Below are 22,092 nucleotides of genomic sequence, written 5' to 3'. Positions count from 1 at the left end.
CTTGACGTTGCCCGCGTTGATCTGGTCGAGCTTCGAATAGCGCGTGTTGGCGTAGTCGACCGTCTGCAGCACCTGCTCGGCCGGGTTCGCCAGATGCTTCATCAGATCGTCGTTCGCGATCGCCGGGGCGGCAACCGCAAGGCTCGCGCCAAGCGCGAGAAGATGAACCGCTCTCATGTGTGTTCCTCCGACAAGTCTTGATGCCTTCCGGACACGACGCAGACCGCGTCGAGAAGACCTGACCTGACTCTTTGCGACAGGGATCGATTTGCTTCGGTAGCGGGCAGGAAATCGACGACTTTGGGTCGCCGAGCCAGAGGCCGCCATCCCTGAGGCGGCCCCCTCGAAACCGAAGCTTGAACGAACTCTAAGAGATTTTTGAGCCTCGTCAACTCGGTTCGAGCGCCTCCGATAGGGTTGTGCGCAAGTCGCCGCACCTTCGCGGGAAGACCAGCGTCGTTGACGCGCCGCAAAAACTTATTGTGCATCGCACAAAACGGCGTCGTACCGAGGTGTTGTGCTTCGGCATGAGCGGCAAACACATGCGCCGTTTGCAGCTTGAGCTTCGGCATTCGCGTTTTTCATGCGTTCGGTGCACGGTGCGCTGCCGCTTCGCGCGGCATGACGCGGCATCGCCTTGGCAATGGGCAGATGCGCTGCAAAATCCGGTCGCGACACCGCTGAGGATGCTTCGCGGTCAAGCTTCGGTGATTTCCTGCCGCTTCTGCGCGCTCTGGTCGCATGAAACCGCCGTCGGCGACTCAGAACGGCATTTTTCTGCGCCGAGCGATGTCGAGAATCGCCGTCTCAACGGTGATCATCCGGGAAGGAGGATTGCCTCGCGAGCCGGCCGCGACGATCTCAGGCGAGGGTCCCGACGGCGCCGGTGCTCTCGAACTCGGCGGCGTCGCCGACGAGGTCGGTGAGCGAGATCGCGAGGGTCCGGCCGGTCTTCAGGCGCAGGGTGGAGTCCGGGATCAGCCAGATCGGGCGCAGGCCGGCATGGCTTCCGTGAAGGCTGCCATGGGCCGTGACGACGGATGCCCGCCGTTCCACGATCACCCGGTAGCGGACGCGGACGGTTCCGCAGCCCTCCGCCGAGACGGTGCCCCGCCCGGTCAGCGTCTGGAGGACTTCGTTGGGTTCGTGCATCGGATGCGACGTGGGGCCCTGGGACGTTTCGGCAATCGCATTGCCATTTAGTCCCGGTCCGTCCCTGTGTCACGGGTTCGCCTGCGATGGTCTCGCGTCGATGACCGGATGCCGGCCGATCGCCGGTTCAGGCCAGCGACCGCACCACGATGCGCCCGCCCTCGGCGGAGAGCGCGAGGCGACCGTGCTTCAGGTCGAGCGCCTTGCTGCCGAAGAGCTCGCGGCGCCAGCCCTGGAGAAGCGGCACGTCGGCCGCGTCGTCGTCGGCCACCGCTTCAAGATCGTCCACCGTGGCGATGATCTTCGGCGCGACGCCCTCGGTCTCGCACACCGCCTTCAGAAGCACCTTCAGCAACTCGACCAGCGCCCCGTTGCCGCCGCTGCGGCCGCGGCCGCGCTCGGGCAGCGCGATCTCGCCGACGTCGCGGGCGAACCCGCGCTCGACGGCGGCGAGGATGTCGGTGCCGGTGCGCGAGCGCTCGAAGCCCGCCGGGATCGAGCGCAACCGGCCGAGTGCCTCGACGCTGCGCGGCGCCGAGGTCGCGACGTCGATCACCGCCTCGTCCTTCAGGATGCGCCCGCGCGGCACGTTGCGCGTCTGCGCCTCGCGCTCGCGCCAGGCCGCGACCTCCATCAGCACCGCGATCTCGCGCGGCTTGCGCATCCGCCCCGACAGGCGGCGCCAGGCCTGAGCCGGGTCGGCGCGATAGGTGTCGGGCGAGGTCAGCACCGCCATCTCCTCGTCGAGCCACTGCCCGCGGTCGTCGCGCACGAGGTCGGCGACCAGCTTCTCGTACACGGTCACCAGATGGGTGACGTCCGACAGGGCGTAGGAGAGCTGCGCGTCCGAGAGCGGGCGCCGCGACCAGTCGGTGAAGCGCGAGGACTTGTCGATCTTCGCCTTGGCCACATCGTTGACCAGCTGCTCGTAGGACACCGAGTCGCCGTAGCCGCAGACCATCGCCGCGACCTGGGTGTCGAAGAACGGCTGCGGCAGCAGCCCGCCCATCAGCCAGATGATCTCGAGATCCTGGCGGGCGGAATGGAACACCTTCACCACGCCCTCGTCCGCCATCAGGTCGACGAAGGGCTGGAGGTCGATGCCGTCCGCCAGCGGATCGACCAGCACGCCGGTCCCGTCCGGCGCCGCCATCTGGATCAGGCAGAGCTTGGGGTAATAGGTCGTCTCGCGCATGAACTCCGTGTCCACGGTGACGAAGCTCTGCGCGGCGAGGCGGTCGCAGGCGTCGCGGAGCGCCTGCGTCGTACTGATCAGATCCATGCCCCCGGCTATATCGGAGGTTTCTTGTAAAGGGGAGCCGGATGCGCCGGCATCCCCATCGATCCTCAGGTTCGACGTCCCCGAGGACCTGCGCCGTCTTCGCTGGGCCCGCGGTTCCGCCGGGCATCCGCGACGGCGAGGCTCGGCACCCGGCCGCCCGGTCCCGCGGCGCGCCTTGACTTCGCCCCCCTCGCGTGAATGGTGCCGCGCTTCCATTCCAAGGTTTTGCGATGCACTGTTACCGGACCCATACCTGCGGGGCGCTGCGCCCATCCGATGTCGGCGCATCCGTCCGCCTCTCCGGCTGGTGCCACCGCATCCGCGACCATGGCGGCGTGCTCTTCATCGACCTGCGCGACCATTACGGGCTGACGCAGTGCGTGGTCGATTCGGATTCGCCGGCCTTCAAGGCGGCCAACACCGTGCGCTCGGAATGGGTCGTGCGCCTCGACGGGCGCGTCCGCACCCGGCCGGCCGGGACCGAGAACGCCGAGCTGCCGACCGGCGCGGTCGAGGTCTACATCGACGAGCTCGAGGTGCTGGGCGCGGCCGCCGAGCTGCCGCTGCCGGTCTTCGGCGACCTCGAGTACCCCGAGGAGACCCGCCTGCGGTACCGCTTCCTCGACCTGCGCCGCGAGAAGCTGCACGCCAACATCATGAAGCGCGGCGCGATCGTCGACTCGCTGCGTCGGCGCATGCGCGAGGGCGGGTTCTTCGAGTTTCAGACGCCGATCCTCACGGCATCGAGCCCCGAGGGCGCACGCGACTACCTCGTCCCCTCCCGCGTCCATCCCGGGAAATTCTACGCGCTGCCGCAGGCGCCGCAGCAGTTCAAGCAGCTGACGATGATCGCCGGCTTCGACCGCTACTTCCAGATCGCGCCTTGCTTCCGCGACGAGGATGCGCGCGCCGACCGCTCGCCGGGCGAGTTCTACCAGCTCGACATCGAGATGAGCTTCGTCACCCAGGAGGACGTGTTCCAGGCGGTCGAGCCGGTTCTGCACGGGGTGTTCAAGGAGTTCGCCGGCGACAAGCGCGTCACCGACGTGTTTCCGCGCATCACCTACGCCGACGCGATGCTGAAGTACGGCGTCGACAAGCCCGACCTGCGCAACCCGCTGCTCATCGCCGACGTCACGGCCGAGTTCGCCGAGGACGCGGTCGAGTTCAAGGCGTTCAAGGGCGTGATCAAGTCCGGCGGCGTGGTCCGCGCGATCCCGGCGACGGGCGCGGCGACGCAGCCGCGCTCGTTCTTCGACAAGCTCAACGACTTCGCCCGCGCCGAGGGCGCGCCCGGGCTCGGCTACGTGGTGTTCGAGGAGGTCGACGGCGCCCTCACGGGCAAGGGCCCGATCGCCAAGTTCATCCCCGCGCCGATCCTGGCGCGGATCGCCGAGAAGACCGGGACGAAGGCGGGCGACGCGGTCTTCTTTTCCGCCGGCACCGAGGCGAAGGCCGCGGCGCTCGCCGGCAAGGCGCGCATCCGCATCGGCGACGACCTCGGCCTGTCCGACAAGGACCAATTCGCGTTCTGCTGGATCACCGACTTCCCGATGTTCGAGTGGAACGAGGACGAGAAGCACATCGACTTCTCGCACAATCCGTTCTCGATGCCGAACTTCGACCACGACGCCTTCCTGGCCCTCGGCGAGGGCGACGACGCCAAGATCCTCGACATCAAGGCATTCCAGTACGACATCGTCTGCAACGGCATCGAGCTGTCGTCGGGCGCGATCCGGAACCACAAGCCCGAGATCATGGAGAAGGCGTTCGCGATCGCGGGCTACGGGCGCGACGTGCTCGAAGCCAAGTTCGGCGGCATGCTCAACGCGCTGCGCCTCGGCGCCCCGCCGCACGGCGGCATCGCGCCGGGTGTCGACCGCATCGTGATGCTGCTCTGCGAGGAGCCGAACATCCGCGAGGTGGTGCTGTTCCCGATGAACCAGCGCGCCGAGGACCTGATGATGGGCGCGCCGTCCGAGGCGACCCCGAAGCAGCTTCGCGAGCTGCACATCCGCCTGAACCTGCCTGAGAAGAAGGCGTGACCCCACGCGTCCTTCCCTCCCCCCGCAGAGGGGGGAGGGAAAAGCGGTCGCCACGGGGAGTCCGTTAAGTGCCCAGCCTCGTCGCCGTCGTCGTCGCGCATGACAGCGCCGAGGCTCTGCCGGCCTGCCTGTCGGCGCTCGCGGCCGAGCATGTGCCGGCGATCGTCGTCGACAATGCGAGCCGCGACCGATCGGCGGAGATCGCGGAGGCGGCCGGCGCGCAGGTGGTCCGCAACGCTCGGAACGAGGGCTACGGCCGCGCCAACACCCTCGGCGTCCGCGTTGCCGCGCAGGCCCGCTACGTGCTGATCCTCAACCCCGACGTGATCCTGCGGCCGGGCGCGGCCGACGCCCTGCTCGCCGCCGCCGAGCGCTGGCCGGAGGCCGGATTGTTCGCGCCGCGCATCGTCGAGCCGGACGGCCGGTTCTTCTACCAGCCGCGCTCCCTGCTGGCGCCGTACCTCACCAACCCGCGCGGGCGCCGCGACCTGCCCGCGGGCGATGCCTGCGCGCCGTTCCTGTCCGGCGCGTGCGTGATGATCGAGCGGACGTTCTTCCTGGCGCTCGGCGGCTTCGACGAGCGGATCTTCCTGTTCTACGAGGACGACGACCTCTGTCGCCGCATCGCCGATGCGGGCCGCGCCCTCGTCCACGTGCACGGCGCCGAGGTCCTGCACGGGCGCGGGCGTTCCTCGGCGCCGGAGCGCGGCCGGGTGTTCCGCACCCGCTGGCACCAGGCGTGGTCGCGCGCCTACGTCGCCCGCAAGTACGGGCTCGCCGACCCCATCCTGCCGGGGCTCGCGGCCAACGCGCTCAAGGCCTGCCTGTCCCTGCTGGTCCTGCGGCGTGCCGGCGTCGAGCGCTACGGCGGCTCGGCCGCGGGCGCCTGGGCCGCGCTGCGGGGCCGGTCCGCGCTGGCCCGCGAGGGCCTCGAATGACCCGCGCCGCGACGGTGGCGGACGCGCTGGCCCGCCCGCACAACGGCTTCTCCGGCCTTCGCCTGGCACTCGCGCTGGCGGTGGTGGTCTCGCATGCCTTCAGCGTCACCAGCGGCAACGCCCTCGACGAGCCGCTGGCGCGGGCGACCGGCTTCACTCTCGGCGAGCACGCGGTGAACGGCTTCTTCGCGGTGTCGGGCTTCCTCGTGACGATGAGCTTCGACCGGCGCGGCCTCGTCGACTACCTCATCGCACGGACCCTGCGCATCCTGCCGGGGCTCGTCGCCGCGACGCTGCTGGTCGCCCTCGTCCTCGGCGCCGCGATGAGCACGCTGCCGCTCGGCGAGTATCTGCGCGATGGCGGCGTCTGGCGCTTCGTGCGTGGCACGCTGACCACCTTCAAGAGCAACGCGTCGCTGCCGGGCGTCTTTCCCGACAACCCGTATCGCAGCCCGCTCGGCACGGTCTGGACCCTGAAATACGAGACCCTGTGCTATCTGGGCGTCGTCGCCACCGGCCTCGTCGGCGCGTTGCGGACGCGCTTGGTGGTGCCGCTGATCGCCGCCGGCTTCGCGATCGCGCTCCTGATCGCGGATGCGAGGCATCCCGACCTGCCGAAGGGCCTTGAGACGGCGTTGCGGCTGCCGCTGATCTTCGCGATCGGCGCGGCGCTCTACGCCGGAAGGGCATCCGTGCGCCTCTCGGTCGTCCCGCTCGCGATCCTGGCGCTGGCCTGCCTCCTGGCGCGCCACACCCCGCTCTACCGCACGCTGCTGTTCACAGCGGAAGGCTACGGCGCAATCTGGCTCGGGCTGTCGCCCTGGCTGGCGCGCAAGGCCTTCGACCCGGCCGCGGACCTCTCCTACGGGATCTATCTCTACGGCTGGCCGGTGCAGCAGAGCCTCCATGCTTCGTGGCCCGGTGCTTCCCCGGCGCTGCTGCTGATCCCGGCGCTCGCGCTGACGATCCCGGTGGCCGCGGCCTCGTGGTACGCCATCGAGCGGCCGGCACTGCGGCTGAAGACGCGGACCCTGGGACGCCGCGCCCTCGGCACCATCGAGCCGGCCGGTCCGTGACCGGCTCGGGCGCACGCGCCCTGCCCCCGGCCGCGGCGCTCGCGCACGCGGCGCGGCTTCTCGCCGAGCACGGTTTCCGGGTGACCGCGCGCAACGAGCGCGGTGACAGCCTGTACCTCCAACGCGCGGGATGCGGCTTCGCCCTGCGGCTCTCGAACCACGCGCGGACGGCCAAGCAGCGGCAACGCCGCACCGACGTGCTGGCGAGCCTCGTGGTCCGGGATGCGCGCAGCCCGGAGCAGGTCGCGGCCCTGGTCGCGGGTACCCTGCGCGATTTCGACCTGGCGCGCGGCCGGCGCGAGGCTCAGGCTTCGGGTGCGGCGTCGCGGAAGTAGGGCTCGACCGTGCCCTTGAGCTTCACCGTCATCGGGTTGCCGGCGCGGTCCAGGGTCTTGCCGGCGCTGAGGCGGACCCAGCCCTCGCTGACGCAATATTCCTCGACGTTGGTCTTCTCGACGCCCTTGAAGCGGATGCCGATGCCGCGCTCCAGAATGGTTTCGTCGTAGAACGGGCTGTTCGGGTTCACGGCGAGGCGGTCGGGGGGCGTCTGGGACATCGGTCGGACCTTCGGGCGGGCGCTCAAGTGCGATCGGCCCGCGCGTAAGGGATTCAGGCAGGCGGTGCAACGGCGCGGGCGGCGGCGATCAGCTCGGGGATGCGCCCGCTCTGCAGCAGCGGCACCAGCGTCGCCACCGCCGCATGCGGCAGGTCCCACCAGGCGCAGGCGACGAGGTCCGCCACCGTCGCCGCGTCGAAGCGGGTGCGCACGACCCGGGCCGGGTTGCCGGCGACGATTGCGTAGGGCGGCACGTCGCGCGTGACCACGGCGTGCGCCGCCACCACCGCGCCGTGCCCGACCGTGACCCCGGACAGGATCAGGCAGCCCGAGCCGAGCCAGACGTCGTGCCCGATCGATACGTCCCCGCGCGAGGCGTGGTACCCGGCCGGCGCGTCCGCATCCGGCCACAGCCCGCGCATTGCGGCGAAGGGATAGGTCGAGGCCCAGTCGAGGCGATGGTCGCCGCCGAGCAGGATCTCGACCTTGTCGGCGATGGAACAATAGCGGCCGATCGTCAGCCTCCGCCCGGATTCGGCGAATCGCACCTTCGGGCGACCGTACGAATAGGCACCGATGGAGAATCCGTGGGCGCGCACCAGCTTTTCCAAGTGGATCCGCGTCTCGTTGTTCGGGTTGCGCCCGCTGCGCAGCCGGTGCAACAGGGCCTTCATGCGAGGGCGTTCGGCGCCACACGACGTACGCGCCTGATCGAGGGAGAATGGGCCATGGGCGACAACATGTCCGAGGATCTCAAGTCAGGGGCTCTCGTCTATCACCGCCTCCCGCGCCCCGGAAAGCTCGAGATCCAGGCGACCAAGCCGCTCGGCAACCAGCGCGACCTGGCGCTGGCCTACTCGCCCGGCGTCGCCGCCGCCTGCGAGGCGATCGCGGCCGACCCGCAGGAGGCCGCGACCCTCACCATCCGCCAGAACCTCGTCGCCGTGCTCACCAACGGCACCGCCGTGCTCGGCCTCGGCAACATCGGCCCGCTCGCCTCGAAGCCGGTGATGGAGGGCAAGGCGGTCCTGTTCAAGAAGTTCGCCGGCATCGACGTGTTCGACATCGAGGTCGACCAGCTCGACGTCGCCAAGCTCGTCGACGTGGTGTGCTCGCTGGAGCCGACCTTCGGCGGCATCAACCTGGAGGACATCAAGGCGCCGGAATGCTTCGAGGTCGAGGAGCAGTGCCGCGCCCGGATGAACATCCCGGTCTTCCACGACGACCAGCACGGCACCGCGATCATCGTGGCGGCGGCCGTGCTCAACGCGCTCGAGCTCGCCGGCAAGCAGCTGTCGGACGTCCGCATCGTCACCTCGGGCGCCGGCGCGGCGGCCCTGGCCTGCCTCAACCTGCTGGTCTCGCTCGGCGCGACCCGTGAGAACATCACGGTCACCGACATCAAGGGCGTGGTCTACAAGGGCCGCACCGAGCTGATGGACCGATGGAAGGACGTCTACGCCCAGGAAACAGAGGCGCGGACGCTGGCCGAGGTCATCCCCGGCGCCGACGTGTTCATCGGCCTCTCGGCCGGCGGCGTGCTCAAGCCCGAATACCTCGAGAAGATGGCCGAGAAGCCGCTGATCATGGCGCTGGCCAACCCCTATCCCGAGATCATGCCCGACCTGGCACAGGAGAAGCGCCCCGACGCGATGATCTGCACCGGGCGCTCGGACTTCCCGAACCAGGTCAACAACGTCCTGTGCTTCCCCTACATCTTCCGCGGCGCGCTCGACGTCGGCGCGCGCAGCATCAACGAGGAGATGAAGAAGGCGGCGGTGAAGGCCATCGCCGCGCTCGCCCGCGAGACCCCCTCCGACGTGGTGGCCCGCGCCTATGGCGGCGAGGCCCGACCGTTCGGGCCGCGCTCGCTGATCCCGAGCCCGTTCGATCCGCGGCTGATCCTGCGCATCGCGCCGGCCGTCGCCCAGGCGGCGATGGATTCCGGCGTCGCCGGCCGCCCGGTCGAGAACATCGCGGCCTACGCCGAATCCCTCGATCGGTTCGTCCACCGCTCCGGCTTCATCATGAAGCCGCTGTTCTCCAAGGCGAAGGAGAATCCCAAGCGCGTGATCTACGCCGAGGGCGAGGACGAGCGCGTGCTGCGCGCGGTCCAGGCCATCGTCGAGGACGGCGTCGCCAAGCCGATCCTCGTCGGCCGCCCGCGGGTGGTCGAGACCCGGCTCAAGCGCTTCGGCCTTTCGATCCAGGAGGGCCGCGACTTCGAGCTGATCGATCCCGAGGACGATCCGCGCTACCGCTCCTACGTCCAGACCTACCTCGACATCGCCGGGCGCCGCGGCATCACGCCGGATGCGGCCCGCACGCTGGTGCGCACCAACACCACGATCATCGGCGCCATCGCCGTGCGCCGCGGCGAGGCCGACGCGCTGATCTGCGGGCTCGAAGGCCGGTTCGAGACGCGCCTGCGCATCATCCGCGACATCATCGGGCTGTCGCCCGGCGTGACGCAATGCGCCGCGATGAGCCTGATCGTCACGAAGAAGGGCGCCTACTTCCTCGCCGACACGCATGTGCGCCAGGATCCGAGCGCGGAGGAGATCGCCGAGCTCGCCGTCGCCTGCGCCGGGCACGTCACGCGCTTCGGCATCACCCCGAAGATCGCGCTGCTTAGCCATTCCGACTTCGGCCAGTCCGACACGCCCTCGGCGATGAAGATGCGGGCAGCTCTGGGCCTGATCAACGACCGTGCGCCCGAGCTTCAGGTCGACGGCGAGATGCAGGCCGATTCCGCGCTGTCCGAGATCGTCCGCGATCGGGTGCTGCCGGGCTCGCGCCTGAAGGGCGCGGCCAACGTGCTGATCTTCCCGAACCTGGACGCGGCCAACATCGCCTACCAGTTCGCCAAGGTGCTCGCCGACGCCCTCCCGGTCGGCCCGCTGCTGATCGGCCCGGCCAAGCCCGCCCACATCCTGACGCCGTCGGTCACGGCGCGCGGCATCGTCAACGTGACGACCGCGGCGGTGGTCGAGGCCCAGGCGGGCGGCGGCCAGATGCTCGACTCGGCCGAGCCCGGCGCGGGCATGCTGTCGGAGTAGCGGCCCGGGACTCTGGCCGTGTCCTTGCATTTCCCGATCCGAGTGGGATGCCGGGGGTCGAGACGATGTGCCAGGGCGACGATCCGAACTGCGCGGCGTTCGCAGAGCACCGCCGCCGCTTCCTCGGCGATCTCGCGCCCGAGCGACGCGCCTTCCTGAAGAGCGGCTTCGTCGCCACGGGCGGCGCTGCCGCGCTCGCGGCCGGCGGCTTGTCCCTGGTCACGCCCGCGCTCGCCCAGACCAGCGCGGCGCGCGGACCGCGGCAGGCGACGCACCAGGTGCTGCTGGCCAACGCCGACACGGTGCACTGGGGCTACTTCAGCAAGAACCTGAAGCCGCAGGTCGAGATCGCGTCGGGCGACTTCGTCACGATCGAGACCCTCACGCACCAGGCCAGCGACGATGCCGAGCGGATGATCCAGGGCGATCCGGGTGCCGAGAGCGTCTATCTGTGGACCAAGGACAAGAAGGGCGTCGCGCGGCGCGGGGCGGGCCCGGAGGATGCCAAGCTCGGGCCGGGCGGCGGTCTCGGCGTCCACATCTGCACCGGCCCGGTGGCGATCCGCGGAGCCGAGCCGGGCGACGTGCTGGAGGTCCGCATCCTCGACGTCGCGCCGCGGCCCTGTGCCAACCCGAAGTTCAAGGGCCTGGCGTTCGGCAGCAACGCCGCCGCCTGGTGGGGCTACCACTACAAGGACCTCATCACCGGCGACCGGCCGCGCGAGGTGGTGACGATCTACGAGGTCGACGCCACCGGCACGCGCGACTGGGCGAAGGCGGTCTACAGCTTCCGCTGGCCCGGCGTGACCGACCCGAACGGGATCGCGCACCCGACGATCGACTATCCGGGGCTGCTGGTCGATCACACCAAGACCGAGCGCAACTTCGACGTCCTGAAGGGCATCCGCGTGCCGATCCGCCCCCATTTCGGGACGATGGGCCTGGCGCCGGCCGAAGCCGACATGGTGAACTCGATCCCGCCGAGCTACACCGGCGGCAACATCGACAACTGGCGCATCGGCAAGGGGGCGACGATGTACTATCCGGTCGCCGTGCCGGGTGCGCTGTTCTCGGTCGGCGATCCGCATGCTAGCCAGGGCGATTCGGAACTCTGCGGCACCGCGATCGAGTGCTCGCTCACCGGCACGTTCCAGTTCGTGCTGCACAAGAAGCAGGACCTGCCCGGCACCGCGCTCGAGAGCCTCGACTTCCCGATGATCGAGACGCGCGACGAGTGGGTCCTCTCGGGCTTCAGCTATCCGAACTACCTCAAGGACCTCGGGCCGGCCGCGCAGGACGCGATCTTCCAGAAGTCCTCGATCGACCTCGCGATGCGCGACGCCTTCCGCAAGATGCGGCAGTTCCTGATGCACGCGAAGGGACTGACCGAGGACGAGGCGATCTCGCTGATGTCGATCGCGGTTGATTTCGGCATCACGCAGGTGGTCGACGGCAACTGGGGCGTCCACGCCATCGTGAAGAAGGCGATCTTCGCCGAGCGAACGGCTTGAGCCCCGACCGGAGCGCCACGCTCCGGTCCCGTACCCGGATTGTCACCCGACGCGGACGCGCCCTTCCAGGCCGGCGATGCGGGCGAGGCCCCGGACCCGGTTGAGCAGGCGGTCGCCGTTCAGCGCGTCCCATTCGGGCGGCAGGCTCAGGACGACGCGGCCGTCCTCGATGCTGAGCGGCATGCGGCGGAGCGCGCCTTCCATGCCGGCGGTCATCGGGAAGGCGACGCGCAGCAGCGCGCCGATGAGGCGGGCGCGCTCGAACAGGCGCGGGCCCGCGAGCACCCGCAGCATGGGGGTCGCCTTCTCCGGGGCGACGCCCTCGTGGCGGAAGTAGATCGCCAGGGCGAGGAAGCCGCGGCCGGGATGGTCGATGCCGACGAAGGCCGCGTTCTGGATGATCGCGATGCTCTGCTCGCCGCGGTAGTCGGGATGCGCCCGCCAGCCGATGTCGGACAGGAGGCAGGCGGCGTGGCGCAGCCGGCGCTCGTCGGCGGTCTCCGGCCCGTCCAGCGCCGCCACGAACCGATCGGTCCAGGCGATCAGCTCGTCGGCGTGGCGCGGCGAACGCGCGCGCAGCTGATTCAGCTCGGCGCAGGAGGCGAGCAGCGGATCGAGCGCCCGGGTCTCGCGGTCGACCTGCTCGTAGAGCAGGCCCTCGCGCACGCCGGAGGCCGAGATCGCGACCTCGCGCGGGCGGCCGACGCGGATGATCTCCTCCAGCACCACCGCGCCGTAGGCCAGGAGCGGTCGCCGCGCCTCGGAGATCGCCTCGACGTCCTGCAGCGTCGCGGCGTCGGATTGCTCGACGACCTGGAGGAAGCTCAGCTCGTCCGTCGGCTCGACGCTGTAGCCGTGCATCACGTGGACGGGATATTGCCGCGCGGCCTGGTGCAGGCGGGCGAGCGCCCGCCAGGTGCCGCCGACCGCGTAGAAGGTGCGGCCGCGCAGGGTCTCGAGCTGCGGCGCGGCCTTCTTCATGTGCTCGCGCACGATCTTGCCGGCCTTCTTCAGCGAGCCGCCGGAGAGGTCCTGCAGCGCGAGGCCGCCGAGCGGCATCGTCACGCCCTGCCCGACCACGGCGCCGCGCACGTCGACGAGTTCCAGCGAGCCGCCGCCGAGGTCGCCGACGACGCCGTCCGGCGCATGGAAGCCCGAGACCACGCCGAGCGCCGACAGCTCGGCCTCGCGCCGCCCCGACAACAGCTCGATGCGCGTGCCGCAGGCCGCCTCGGCGGCCTCGAGGAAGGCGGGCCCGTTGGAGGCGTCGCGGGCCGCGGCGGTGGCGAGCACGAACAGGCGCGAAACCCGCATGGTCTCGCACAGCACCCGGAAGCGGGCGAGCGCGGCGAGCGCCCGGCGCACCGCCTCGTCGTTGAGGCGGCCGGTGGTGAGGACGTTGCGGCCGAGCCCGCACAGGACCTTCTCGTTGTAGAGCGGCGTCGGGGCCCGGCTCAGGCCGTCATAGGCGACGAGGCGGACCGAGTTCGAGCCGATGTCGATGATCGCGACGGGCGCGTTGACCAAGGCCGGCTCCCGGTCGGCGGAATGGGCGAGCGTGAGGTTGGCGCGATGGGGACCCAAGCAACGACCTCGCTGTATGATACCGATCGGCTCGTCGAACGCACGTCTGGATGACCCGGCGGCGCGATCCGCACCGCCCGATCCGTGTATCCGGCCGGGGGCCGGACGATCAGCCCCGCTGCGCGCGACGGCTGAGAGCCCGCGGGCTCGACTTCTTCGACGACTTGCCGCGACCGGACAGGCTCGGGTTCGTCATGAAGTACTTGTGCGCGTTGAACGGTTCCTCGCCCTCGGCGGGGTGGATGCGCTCGGCGCCGCCCGATGCCAGTACACGCCAGCTCTGGCGGTTGTCGAGAAGGTTGGCCAGCATGATCTGGTCGAGAACCTGTTGATGGACCGTCGGGTTGCTGATCGGCAGCAGCGACTCGACGCGGCGGTCCAGGTTGCGGCTCATCAGGTCGGCCGAGGAGATGTAGACCGTCGCCTTCGGGTGCGGCAGCCCGACGCCGTTGCCGAAGGCGTAGATGCGCCCGTGCTCGAGGAAGCGCCCGACGATCGACTTCACGCGGATCGTCTCGGACAGGCCCGGCACGCCCGGCCGCAGGCAGCAGATGCCGCGGACCACGCAGTCGATCTGCACGCCCTCCTGCGAGGCATCGTAGAGCGCGTCGATGATCTGCGCGTCGACCAGCGAGTTGCACTTGATCCAGATCGCGGCCGGCCGGCCCGCCCTGGCGTGGGCCGCCTCCGCCTCGATGTCGGCCAGCAGCCGCGCCTTGGCGGTCAGGGGCGAGACCGACATCCGCTCCAGCTGCGCCGGCTCGGCGTAGCCGGTGATGAAGTTGAAGATCCGCGAGACGTCGCGCGCCACCGCCGGGTCGGCGGTGAAGAACGACAGGTCGGTGTAGATGCGGGCGGTGATCGGGTGATAGTTGCCGGTGCCGACGTGGCAGTAGGTCACGAGCTTGTCGCCCTCGCGCCGCACCACCATCGACAGCTTGGCGTGGGTCTTCAGCTCGACGAAGCCGAACACCACCTGCGCGCCGGCCTTCTCGAGGTTGCGCGCCCAGCGGATGTTGGCCTCCTCGTCGAAGCGCGCCTTCAGCTCGACCAGCGCGGTGACCGACTTGCCGAGCTCGGCGGCCTCGGCGAGCGCCGCGACGATCGGCGAGTTCGACGAGGTGCGGTAGAGCGTCTGCTTGATCGCGACGACGTTCGGGTCGCGGGCGGCCTGGGCCAGGAACTGCACCACCGAATCGAACGATTCGTAAGGGTGGTGGACGCAGAAATCCTTCTGGCGGATCGCCGCGAACACGTCACCGCCGCTCTCGCGGATGCGCTCGGGGAAGCGCGGATTGTACGGCTTGAACTTGAGGTCGGGCCGGTCGATCCCGACGATCTGCGACAGCTCGTTGAGCGCCAGCATGCCCTCGACGATGAACACCGCGTCCGCGCCGATCTCGAGCTCGTCGCAGACGAAGCTGCGCAGGTCCTCCGGCATGCCGGACTCGACCTCGAGGCGGATGACGATGCCGCGGCGGCGCTGCTTCAGCGCGGTCTCGAAATGCAGGACGAGGTCCTCCGCCTCCTCCTCGATCTCGAGGTCCGAATCCCGGATCACCCGGAAGGCGCCCTGCCCCTTCACCAGGTAGCCCGGGAACAGGCGCCCGGTGAACAGCACGATCACCTGCTCGATGGCGATGAAGCGCGCGACCGTGTCGTCCTCGATCGCCGGAAGCCGCACGAAGCGGTCGAGCACGCCCGGCATGCGGATCAGCGCGCGCAGCACGCGGCCGTCGCGCGGACGCATCAGCATCAGCGCGATGGTGGTGCCGAGGTTCGGGATGAACGGGAACGGGTGGGCCGGGTCGATCGCTAGCGGCGTCAGCACCGGGAAGACGTGGTTGAGGAAGTACTCCTCCAGCCACGCGGCGTGCTCCGGGCGCAGCGCGTCGGGCTCGACCAGGGCGACGACGCCGTCGAGCTCCTCGCGCAGCTCGCGCCAGCGCGCCTGCTGGTCCTCCGCGAGCTTCGACACGCCGGTGCCGATGCGCGCGAACTGCTCGGACGGCGACAGCCCGTCCTGCGACGGCAGCGTCAGCCCGGCGCGGACCTGATCGTGCAGGCCGGCGACGCGGACCATGAAGAACTCGTCGAGGTTGTTGGCCGAGATCGAGAGGAAGCGCAGCTTCTCCAGCAGCGGATGCGACGGGTTCGCGGCCTCTTCGAGGACGCGCCGGTTGAACTGCAGCCACGACAGCTCGCGGTTGACGAAGCGCTCCGGCGAAAGCCGCAGGGCGCGGCCGGCCTCGAGGATCGTCTCGCGCGCGGCCTTGTCGTCGTCGGCCGCCGGCGGCTCGGGGATCTCGGCGGTGGTCGGCCACTCGTCGGCGGCGGCCTCGGATGCTGAGGGACGGCGCGAGGTCCGTGCGGATGCCGCCGCCCGGCGCGGCGCGCGCTTCGGCGCCGCGTCGTCTCCGGCTTCGGTGACGTCGTCCGCACGATCGAGGGCGTCCACGTTCGATTCGATGTCCGACAACCCTGCCACTCCTCACCTGCCGCCTGTCGCGGCGTCCCTAACATGGGTGCTCTGCCGGAATGCGACACTGCCGTGACGGTCGGCGACGGGCGAGCCCGTTCCTCGGCGATGGCCGGCGGCGTCCGACCGATCGCGATCAGTCGTCCTCGTCGTCGCCGCCATCCGCGATCCCGAGGCGTTCGAGGACGGCGAGCGCCAGCGGCCGCGTGATGCGGCGGCCGCGGCCGAGGGCGTCGCGGTCGAGCTCGGTCACCACCTCGCGGGCGCGCCCGAGGGAGCGGTCGATGCGCAGGGCGACGGCGTCGATCACCCGAAGATCGACCACGAGCTGCCGATCGACGAACAGCTTGACGATGACGGCGCGCAGCAGCGCGTCGTCGGGCTCGCGGATCGCGACGCCCGGCGCCAGCCTCAGGCGCGAGCGCAGGTCGGCCACCGTCAGGCCGATCTGGTCGATCACCGCGCCGCTGGTCAGCAGCACCGGGCATTTTCGCTCGCGGGCGAGGTTGAGCAGGTGGAACAGGGCGGCCTCGTCGCGGCCCGGGCGGTCGATGTCCTCGATCACCAGGGCGCCGTTCGAGATGCAGTGGGTCACGGTCTCCGCCGTGACCTCGGCCGCCGGCACGGTCCAGGCATGGGCCCGCGTCGCCCAGATCGAGGCGAGATGGCTCTTGCCGCTGCCCGGCGGGCCGGTGAGCACGAGCACGGTGTCCGGCCAATCGGGCCAGGCCTCGATCGACGCGTAGGCGGCCTCGTTGGCCGTGCCGACCAGGAAATCCTCGCGGCCGTAGCGCGGATCGAGCGGCAGGTCGAAGGCCAGTTGCTTCGGGGGGGCGTTCTCGCGCATGCGGCGCCCAGGGTGACCGTGCCGGCCCGACAGTCAAGCGCCAAGGCTCAAGGCCGCGGCACCTCGATCAGCGCCGGCTGCTCGGCGTGGTAGAGCCGGCTCTGCAGGTAGCGCGACAGGGCGAAGCGCACGACGACGCCGATCGAGGCCGCAACCGGCACTGCGAGCAGCAGCCCGAGGAAGCCGAACAGCGAGCCGAAGGCGAGCAGCGCGAACATCAGCCAGACCGGATGCAGGCCGACGGATTCGCCGACGAGTTTGGGCGCGATCACGTTGCCCTCGAGGAACTGCCCGACGAGGAACACGCCCACCGTCAGCCCGAGATGCAGCCAGTCCGAGCCCGGCCAGAACTGCACCAGCGCGACGCCGACCGAGAGCAGGAAGCCGGTGAGCGTGCCGACATACGGGATGAAGGTGAGGAAGCCGGCGATCAGCCCGATCAGCACGCCGAAGTTCAGCCCGACGAGCCAGAGGACGACCGCGTAGAAGGTGCCGAGGATCAGGCAGACCAGCGTCTGGCCGCGGACGAAGCCGATGATCGCGCGATCGATCTGCGCGGCGAGCCGGCGCACCGTCGTGCGGTGGCGCGGCGGCACCCAGGTGTCGAGCGTCGCGATCATCCGGTCCCAGTCGACGAGGATGTAGAACGCGACCACCGGCGTCACCACCAGCAGCGAGATCACCGAGATCACGGCCTGCGAGCCGGACCAGATCGACTTGAGGAAGGCGAGCAGCCACGCGCCGCCCTGCGTCGCGAGGGTCCCGACGGAGGATTGCAGCTCGTTGACCACGTCGGCGCCGCCGAGCCGCTGCAGCACCGGGCCGGCCCGCTCGGCGATGATGCCCTGCAGCCGCCCGATCATGCCGGGCAGGCTGTTGATCAGCGCCGCGACCTGGTTGGCGGCGAGCGGCACCAGGATCAGCAGCGACACGATCAGGCCGGCGACGAACATCGCCAGGATCAGCAGGCTCGCCGTCAGCCGACCGAGGCCGAGGCGCTCGAGCCGGTCGGCCAGCGGATCGAGCAGGTAGGCGAGCGCGATGCCGGCCACGAAGGGCAGCATCACCTCCCGCAGCAGGTAGACCACGATGCCGAGGCCGACGAGCGCCGCCAGACCGATCACAGCCCTGCCGCGCATCGACGCCCTCCCCTGCGAACTCGCGTGGGACAGTGGGAAGGCGGTTCCGAACGGTCAAGGCGGCCGCCGGTGCCTGCCCTGCCGTGGAGCGGCCGCGGCGCGTCATTTTCTTGTGGCCTGACGGGTTCGGTCGGCGCGAATCTCAGCTAAAGCAGCCCCGGACCACAGGAACGGGACGCCGATGACGGCCGAGACCACGAACGGGCTGACCTACGCGCATGCGGGCGTCGACATCGATGCCGGCAACGCGATGGTCGAGACCATCAAGCCGCTGGTGCGCGCCACGCGCCGGCCCGGCGCCGACGCCGAGATCGGCGGGTTCGGCGGCCTGTTCGACCTCAAGGCCGCGGGCTTCAAGGACGCGATCCTGGTGGCCGCCAACGACGGCGTCGGCACCAAGGTGAAGATCGCGATCGAGACCGGTCGGCACGACACGATCGGCATCGACCTCGTGGCGATGTGCGTCAATGACATCATCGTCCAGGGCGCCGAGCCGCTGTTCTTCCTCGACTACTACGCCACCGGCAAGCTCGTGCCGGGCGTCGGCGCCGACATCGTCCGCGGCATCGCCGAGGGCTGCCGCCAGGCCGGCTGCGCCCTGATCGGCGGCGAGACCGCCGAGATGCCGGGCCTCTACGACGGCGCAGACTACGACCTCGCCGGGTTCTCGGTCGGCGCGGCCGAGCGCGGCACCCTGCTGCCGAAGCCCGGCATCCGCGCCGGCGACGCGGTGCTCGGCCTGCCCTCTTCCGGCGTGCACTCGAACGGCTTCTCGCTGGTCCGCCGCATCGTCGCGCGCACCGGCCTGGCCTGGGACGCGGCCGCGCCGTTCGCCACCGGAAGGACGCTGGGCGAGGCGTTGCTGGAGCCGACGCGGATCTACGTGAAGCCGCTGCTCGCGGTGCTGAAGGCGACCGACGGGATCAAGGCGCTCGCCCACATCACCGGCGGCGGCTTCCCGGACAACCTGCCCCGCGTCCTGCCCGACGACGTCGGCATCACGATCGACCTCGACGTGGTCCGCCCGCCGCCGGTCTTCGGCTGGCTCGCGCGGGAGGGGGGCGTCGCCGAAGCCGAGATGCTGCGCACCTTCAACTGCGGCATCGGCATGGTGCTGGTGGTCGCCGAGGACCGCGCCGGGGCGGTGATTCGGGCCCTCGCCGAGGCCGGCGAGGCACCGGTGCGGCTCGGGGCGATCACCGCCCGCGGCCCGGAGCCCGTCGCGTTCACCGGCCGCCTCGCGCTCTGATGTCGGCGGGGCCCAGAACGCGCGTCGCGATCCTGATCTCGGGCCGCGGCTCGAATATGGTCTCGCTGATCGAGGCGGCGAAGGCGCCGGATTACCCGGCCGAGATCGTGCTGGTGCTCTCGAACCGGCCGGAGGCCGGCGGCCTCGCCCATGCGCGTTCCGTCGGCATCCCGGCGCACGCGATCGACCACACCACGTTCTCGGACCGCGCGACCTTCGACGCCGCTCTCGATGCCGAGCTGCGCGCGGCCGGCGTCGAGCTGGTGTGCCTCGCCGGCTTCATGCGGATCTTCTCGGCGGGCTTCGCCGAGGCCTGGGCCGGGCGGATGATCAACATCCACCCGTCCCTGCTGCCGCTGTTCAAGGGCACGCACACCCACGCGCAGGCGCTCGCCGCCGGCGTCCGCCTCCACGGCTGCACGGTGCATTACGTGGTGCCGGAACTCGATGCCGGCCCGATCGTGGCGCAGGCGGCGGTCCCGGTGCGTTCGGGCGACGATCCCGACAGCCTCGCGGCGCGGGTGATCGTGCAGGAGCACAGGCTCTACCCGGCAGCGCTAGCGCTGGTGGCGGGGGGGCGTGCCCGGTTGGAGGGCGAGCGCGTCGTGATCGACGACGATCGCGGCGCGGCCGACGCGGCCCTGCTGAGCCTGTAGCGTTCCGCGCCTTCCCTCCCCCCGCAGAAGGGAGAGGGAAGGCCTCGTACTTGTTTCTAGACCGGCCGCTGCAGCTTGCACGAATCCAGTGCGTTCAGCGCCTTGGCGCGGGCGGAATCGTTGAAGTAGCCGGTGGCGCGGTAGGCCTCGATCTCGGACTCGTCGAGCGAGCGCATGGTCTGCTTCGCGTAGCAGCCGCAGGGGCGCTCCAGCGAGGCTTCCGGCGCGTTGGTGATGCGGGCCTGGACCACGGCGCAGGCGTGGCGCACGCGGCCTTCGAGGTTGGCCTTCGGCACCGTGCGCAGCGCCGGGTCGGGCTGGTACTGATCGAACGGCGCGGAGGACCCGCTGGCGAGGGCGGCGGTCGCGGCGAGCGAGAGCAGGCCGGCGGCGATCAGGGACAGGCGGCGGGTCGTCATGGCAGGTCCATTGGCGAGATCTGGAAATCCGACGCCGTTGGACTCTCTGGCCGCCTGCTTCGTCAATGACGGTGCGGCCACACCGCCCTCCATTCCGGGCGATGTGGCGTTCTACCGAGCCGAAGGCGTCCCCGGTGTGTTCCGGCGACCACCCTCGGGCACGTGGTTCCCGCGTTCCTCAGCCGACGATGTCGGAATCCTGGAAGAACTGCGCGATTTCCATCTTGGCGTTGTCGGCACTGTCGGAGCCGTGGACGGTGTTCTCGCCGACCGATTCCGAGAAGGTCTTGCGGATGGTGCCCTCGGCGGCCTGGGCCGGGTTCGTCGCACCCATCACCTCACGGTACTTCGCGACGGCGTTCTCGCCCTCAAGCACCTGAACCACCACCGGGCCCGAGGTCATGAAGGTCACGAGCTCGCCGAAGAACGGGCGCTCCTTGTGGATCTCGTAGAACTTCTCGGCCTGGGCCTGGCTCATCTGGATGCGGCGCTGGCCGACGATCCGCAGGCCCGCCTTCTCGATGACCGCGTTGACGGCGCCGGTGAGGTTCCGCTTGGTCGCGTCGGGCTTGAGGATGGAGAAGGTGCGCTCGGTGGCCATGGTCAGTCCGCTTCGGATAAAAATGAAAAACGCCAGCAAGCGCGTCGCGAAAAACGCTTTGGCGCCGGGCTTATAGCGAGGGCGCCGGACACCCTCAACCCGAGCCTGCCCGATGCTTGGCCATGGCAACGCTGCAACACTGCCGAAAAATCGCCCGAATGCGGTGGCTGAGTGATCTCACGAACTCCACCCGCCCCGCGCCGTCAGGCGCCAGCTTCGGAGCTACCTGCATGCGTCTCGCCCTCGCCGCCACCCTCCTCCTCGCCGGCATCGCCTCGTCCCACGCCCAGTCGAGCAAGGATCCCTCCGGCACTTGGCTGACCGAGGACGGCCGCGCGAAGATCCGCATCGACCGCTGCGGCGCCGGCCAGGCTCAGGTCTGCGGCAAGGTGGTGTGGCTCAAGGTCGCCACCACGGAAGCCGGCGCGCCGCGCACCGACATCAAGAACCCCGATCCGAAGAAGCGCTCGCGCCCCGTACTCGGCCTGCCGCTGATCGAGGGCCTGCAGCCGGACGAGGCGAAGTTCTCCGGCAGCATCTACAACATCGAGGAAGGCAAGATCTATCAGGTCAGCCTCGAGCGTGAGAACGCCTCGGAGCTGTCGGTCTCGGGCTGCCTGCTCAAGGTGCTGTGCGGCTCGCAGACCTGGACCAGGGTGCCGGACGTGAACCAGCAGGCCGCGAATGTCGGCGCCGAGCCGGCGCCGCAGAAGCCGGCCAAGCCCGCCGCCAAGTAGGCGGGACCACTCCCCTGCGGACGCCGTCGATGGCGGCGTCCGATCAGCATGCCGGCGCGCCCGATCAGATCGCGGAGAGGCCTCTCTGCACGGCGGGCCGTGCCAGGACCCGGTCGAGCCACGCCTTTACGTTCGGCAGCGCCCCGAGGTCGACGCCCTGCTTGCCGGTGAACTTCGCCCACGGCACCGTCGCCATGTCGGCGATGGAGTAGTCCCCGGCGAGGTACTCGCGATCCGCCAGCCGCCTGTCGAGCACGCCGTAGAGCCGGTTGGTCTCGGCGGTGAACCGCTCGATCGCGTAGGGGATCTTCTCCTTCGCGTAGATCTTGAAATGGTGGGTCTGGCCGAGCATCGGCCCGAAGCCGGCGCATTGCCAGAACAGCCACTCGTCGACCGCGACGCGCGCCCGCTCGTCGGCCGGATAGAAGCGGCCGGTCTTGCGCCCGAGGTATTGCAGGATCGCGCCGGATTCGAAGATCGAGACCGGCTCGCCGCCCGGCCCGTCGTGATCGACGATCGCCGGGATCTTGTTGTTGGGCGAGATTTCGAGGAACGCGGGCGCCATCTGCTCGCCCTTGGCGATATCGACCGGGACGACCCGATACGGCAGGCCGCACTCCTCCAGCATGATCGGGATCTTCCAGCCGTTCGGCGTGCTCCAGGTGTGGAGATCGATCGGTTTGCCGGTCACGGCCGCCATCGCTTGCCTTCGCTCTCAACGGATCGGCCGGCCGTCACGACGGGCCCCGTCTGCCGACGGTA

At 70.1% G+C, this 22,092-nt stretch carries 20 protein-coding genes; 9 read left to right on the top strand and 11 right to left on the bottom strand.

Annotated elements, in window-relative coordinates:
- Positions 1–861: 861 nt before the first annotated feature.
- Both FV227_RS14620 and rnd read right to left on the bottom strand, forming a co-directional pair.
- A complete protein-coding gene (locus FV227_RS14620) occupies positions 862–1,152 on the bottom strand; it encodes a hypothetical protein (RefSeq protein ID WP_147728089.1) in 291 nt (96 codons plus the stop codon).
- A 127-nt stretch (positions 1,153–1,279) separates the two neighbouring features.
- Complete coding sequence (gene rnd / locus FV227_RS14615) at positions 1,280–2,434, bottom strand: ribonuclease D (RefSeq protein ID WP_147728090.1); 1,155 nt, start codon at positions 2,432–2,434, stop codon at positions 1,280–1,282.
- Between the two features lie 230 nt (positions 2,435–2,664).
- On the opposite strand from rnd, the gene aspS reads away from it, so the two are divergent.
- The 4 genes from aspS (at position 2,665) to FV227_RS14595 (ending at position 6,828) form a co-directional block, all read left to right on the top strand.
- Positions 2,665–4,479 (top strand): aspartate--tRNA ligase, encoded by a 1,815-nt coding sequence (aspS, locus tag FV227_RS14610; protein WP_147859286.1) that lies wholly within the window; start codon positions 2,665–2,667, stop codon positions 4,477–4,479.
- A 68-nt stretch (positions 4,480–4,547) separates the two neighbouring features.
- Complete coding sequence (locus tag FV227_RS14605) at positions 4,548–5,417, top strand: glycosyltransferase family 2 protein (RefSeq protein WP_147859285.1); 870 nt, start codon at positions 4,548–4,550, stop codon at positions 5,415–5,417.
- Positions 5,414–6,493, top strand: a complete 1,080-nt coding sequence (locus tag FV227_RS14600; RefSeq protein WP_147859284.1) for an acyltransferase — start codon at positions 5,414–5,416, stop codon at positions 6,491–6,493. Before FV227_RS14605 ends, FV227_RS14600 begins: the two co-directional genes overlap by 4 nt.
- Positions 6,490–6,828 carry a hypothetical protein gene (locus FV227_RS14595; protein WP_147859283.1) on the top strand — a complete coding sequence of 113 codons (339 nt, stop codon included), beginning with the start codon at positions 6,490–6,492 and terminating at the stop codon, positions 6,826–6,828. The genes FV227_RS14600 and FV227_RS14595 overlap by 4 nt, the downstream gene beginning before the upstream one ends.
- Here the strand turns inward: FV227_RS14595 and FV227_RS14590 are convergent.
- Both FV227_RS14590 and FV227_RS14585 read right to left on the bottom strand, forming a co-directional pair.
- The gene (locus FV227_RS14590) at positions 6,798–7,049 is read right to left on the bottom strand and encodes a DUF3297 family protein (protein WP_147726094.1); all 252 of its coding nucleotides are present in this window, start codon (positions 7,047–7,049) and stop codon (positions 6,798–6,800) included. The two genes, FV227_RS14595 and FV227_RS14590, sit on opposite strands and share 31 nt — an antisense overlap.
- 53 nt (positions 7,050–7,102) lie before the next feature.
- Positions 7,103–7,723 carry a CatB-related O-acetyltransferase gene (locus FV227_RS14585; protein ID WP_187274811.1) on the bottom strand — a complete coding sequence of 207 codons (621 nt, stop codon included), beginning with the start codon at positions 7,721–7,723 and terminating at the stop codon, positions 7,103–7,105.
- A 54-nt stretch (positions 7,724–7,777) separates the two neighbouring features.
- On the opposite strand from FV227_RS14585, the gene FV227_RS14580 reads away from it, so the two are divergent.
- On the top strand, positions 7,778–10,108 hold the full coding sequence (locus FV227_RS14580; RefSeq protein ID WP_147726093.1) for an NADP-dependent malic enzyme: 2,331 nt from the start codon (positions 7,778–7,780) through the stop codon (positions 10,106–10,108).
- A 65-nt stretch (positions 10,109–10,173) separates the two neighbouring features.
- Positions 10,174–11,619, top strand: a complete 1,446-nt coding sequence (locus tag FV227_RS14575) for an acetamidase/formamidase family protein (protein WP_147859290.1) — start codon at positions 10,174–10,176, stop codon at positions 11,617–11,619.
- A 42-nt stretch (positions 11,620–11,661) separates the two neighbouring features.
- Here the strand turns inward: FV227_RS14575 and ppx are convergent, their stop codons facing one another.
- The 4 genes from ppx to FV227_RS14555 all read right to left on the bottom strand — a co-directional run bounded on the left by ppx (position 11,662) and on the right by FV227_RS14555 (position 17,668).
- Complete coding sequence (gene ppx / locus FV227_RS14570; RefSeq protein WP_147859282.1) at positions 11,662–13,203, bottom strand: exopolyphosphatase; 1,542 nt, start codon at positions 13,201–13,203, stop codon at positions 11,662–11,664.
- Positions 13,204–13,312: 109 nt separating this feature from the next.
- Complete coding sequence (locus tag FV227_RS14565; protein WP_147859289.1) at positions 13,313–15,673, bottom strand: RNA degradosome polyphosphate kinase; 2,361 nt, start codon at positions 15,671–15,673, stop codon at positions 13,313–13,315.
- Positions 15,674–15,818: 145 nt separating this feature from the next.
- Positions 15,819–16,529: a hypothetical protein gene (locus tag FV227_RS14560; protein WP_147841664.1), complete on the bottom strand. Its 711-nt coding sequence runs from the start codon at positions 16,527–16,529 to the stop codon at positions 15,819–15,821.
- Between the two features lie 47 nt (positions 16,530–16,576).
- The gene (locus FV227_RS14555) at positions 16,577–17,668 is read right to left on the bottom strand and encodes an AI-2E family transporter (protein ID WP_147859281.1); all 1,092 of its coding nucleotides are present in this window, start codon (positions 17,666–17,668) and stop codon (positions 16,577–16,579) included.
- Positions 17,669–17,849: 181 nt separating this feature from the next.
- On the opposite strand from FV227_RS14555, the gene purM reads away from it, so the two are divergent.
- A complete protein-coding gene (gene purM, locus FV227_RS14550) occupies positions 17,850–18,917 on the top strand; it encodes a phosphoribosylformylglycinamidine cyclo-ligase (protein WP_147859280.1) in 1,068 nt (355 codons plus the stop codon).
- Entirely contained in the window at positions 18,917–19,573 is a 657-nt protein-coding gene (purN, locus tag FV227_RS14545) for a phosphoribosylglycinamide formyltransferase (RefSeq protein ID WP_147859279.1), read from the top strand. Before purM ends, purN begins: the two co-directional genes overlap by 1 nt.
- A 56-nt stretch (positions 19,574–19,629) precedes the next feature.
- On the opposite strand, the gene FV227_RS14540 is transcribed toward purN, so the two are convergent.
- Positions 19,630–19,992, bottom strand: a complete 363-nt coding sequence (locus FV227_RS14540; protein WP_147726087.1) for a hypothetical protein — start codon at positions 19,990–19,992, stop codon at positions 19,630–19,632.
- 178 nt (positions 19,993–20,170) lie between these two features.
- The gene (gene ndk, locus FV227_RS14535; protein ID WP_147726086.1) at positions 20,171–20,593 is read right to left on the bottom strand and encodes a nucleoside-diphosphate kinase; all 423 of its coding nucleotides are present in this window, start codon (positions 20,591–20,593) and stop codon (positions 20,171–20,173) included.
- Between the two features lie 230 nt (positions 20,594–20,823).
- On the opposite strand from ndk, the gene FV227_RS14530 reads away from it, so the two are divergent.
- On the top strand, positions 20,824–21,330 hold the full coding sequence (locus tag FV227_RS14530; protein ID WP_147726085.1) for a DUF2147 domain-containing protein: 507 nt from the start codon (positions 20,824–20,826) through the stop codon (positions 21,328–21,330).
- A 64-nt stretch (positions 21,331–21,394) separates the two neighbouring features.
- Here the strand turns inward: FV227_RS14530 and FV227_RS14525 are convergent, their stop codons facing one another.
- Positions 21,395–22,030, bottom strand: coding sequence for a glutathione S-transferase N-terminal domain-containing protein (locus FV227_RS14525; protein ID WP_147726084.1), 636 nt, complete (start codon positions 22,028–22,030; stop codon positions 21,395–21,397).
- Positions 22,031–22,092 lie beyond the last annotated feature (62 nt).

The sequence above is a fragment of the Methylobacterium sp. WL119 genome (assembly GCF_008039875.1).
GTDB lineage: Bacteria > Pseudomonadota > Alphaproteobacteria > Rhizobiales > Beijerinckiaceae > Methylobacterium.
Note: the sequence above shows the minus strand (reverse complement) of the source record. Positions and strands in the feature narration are given on the sequence as shown.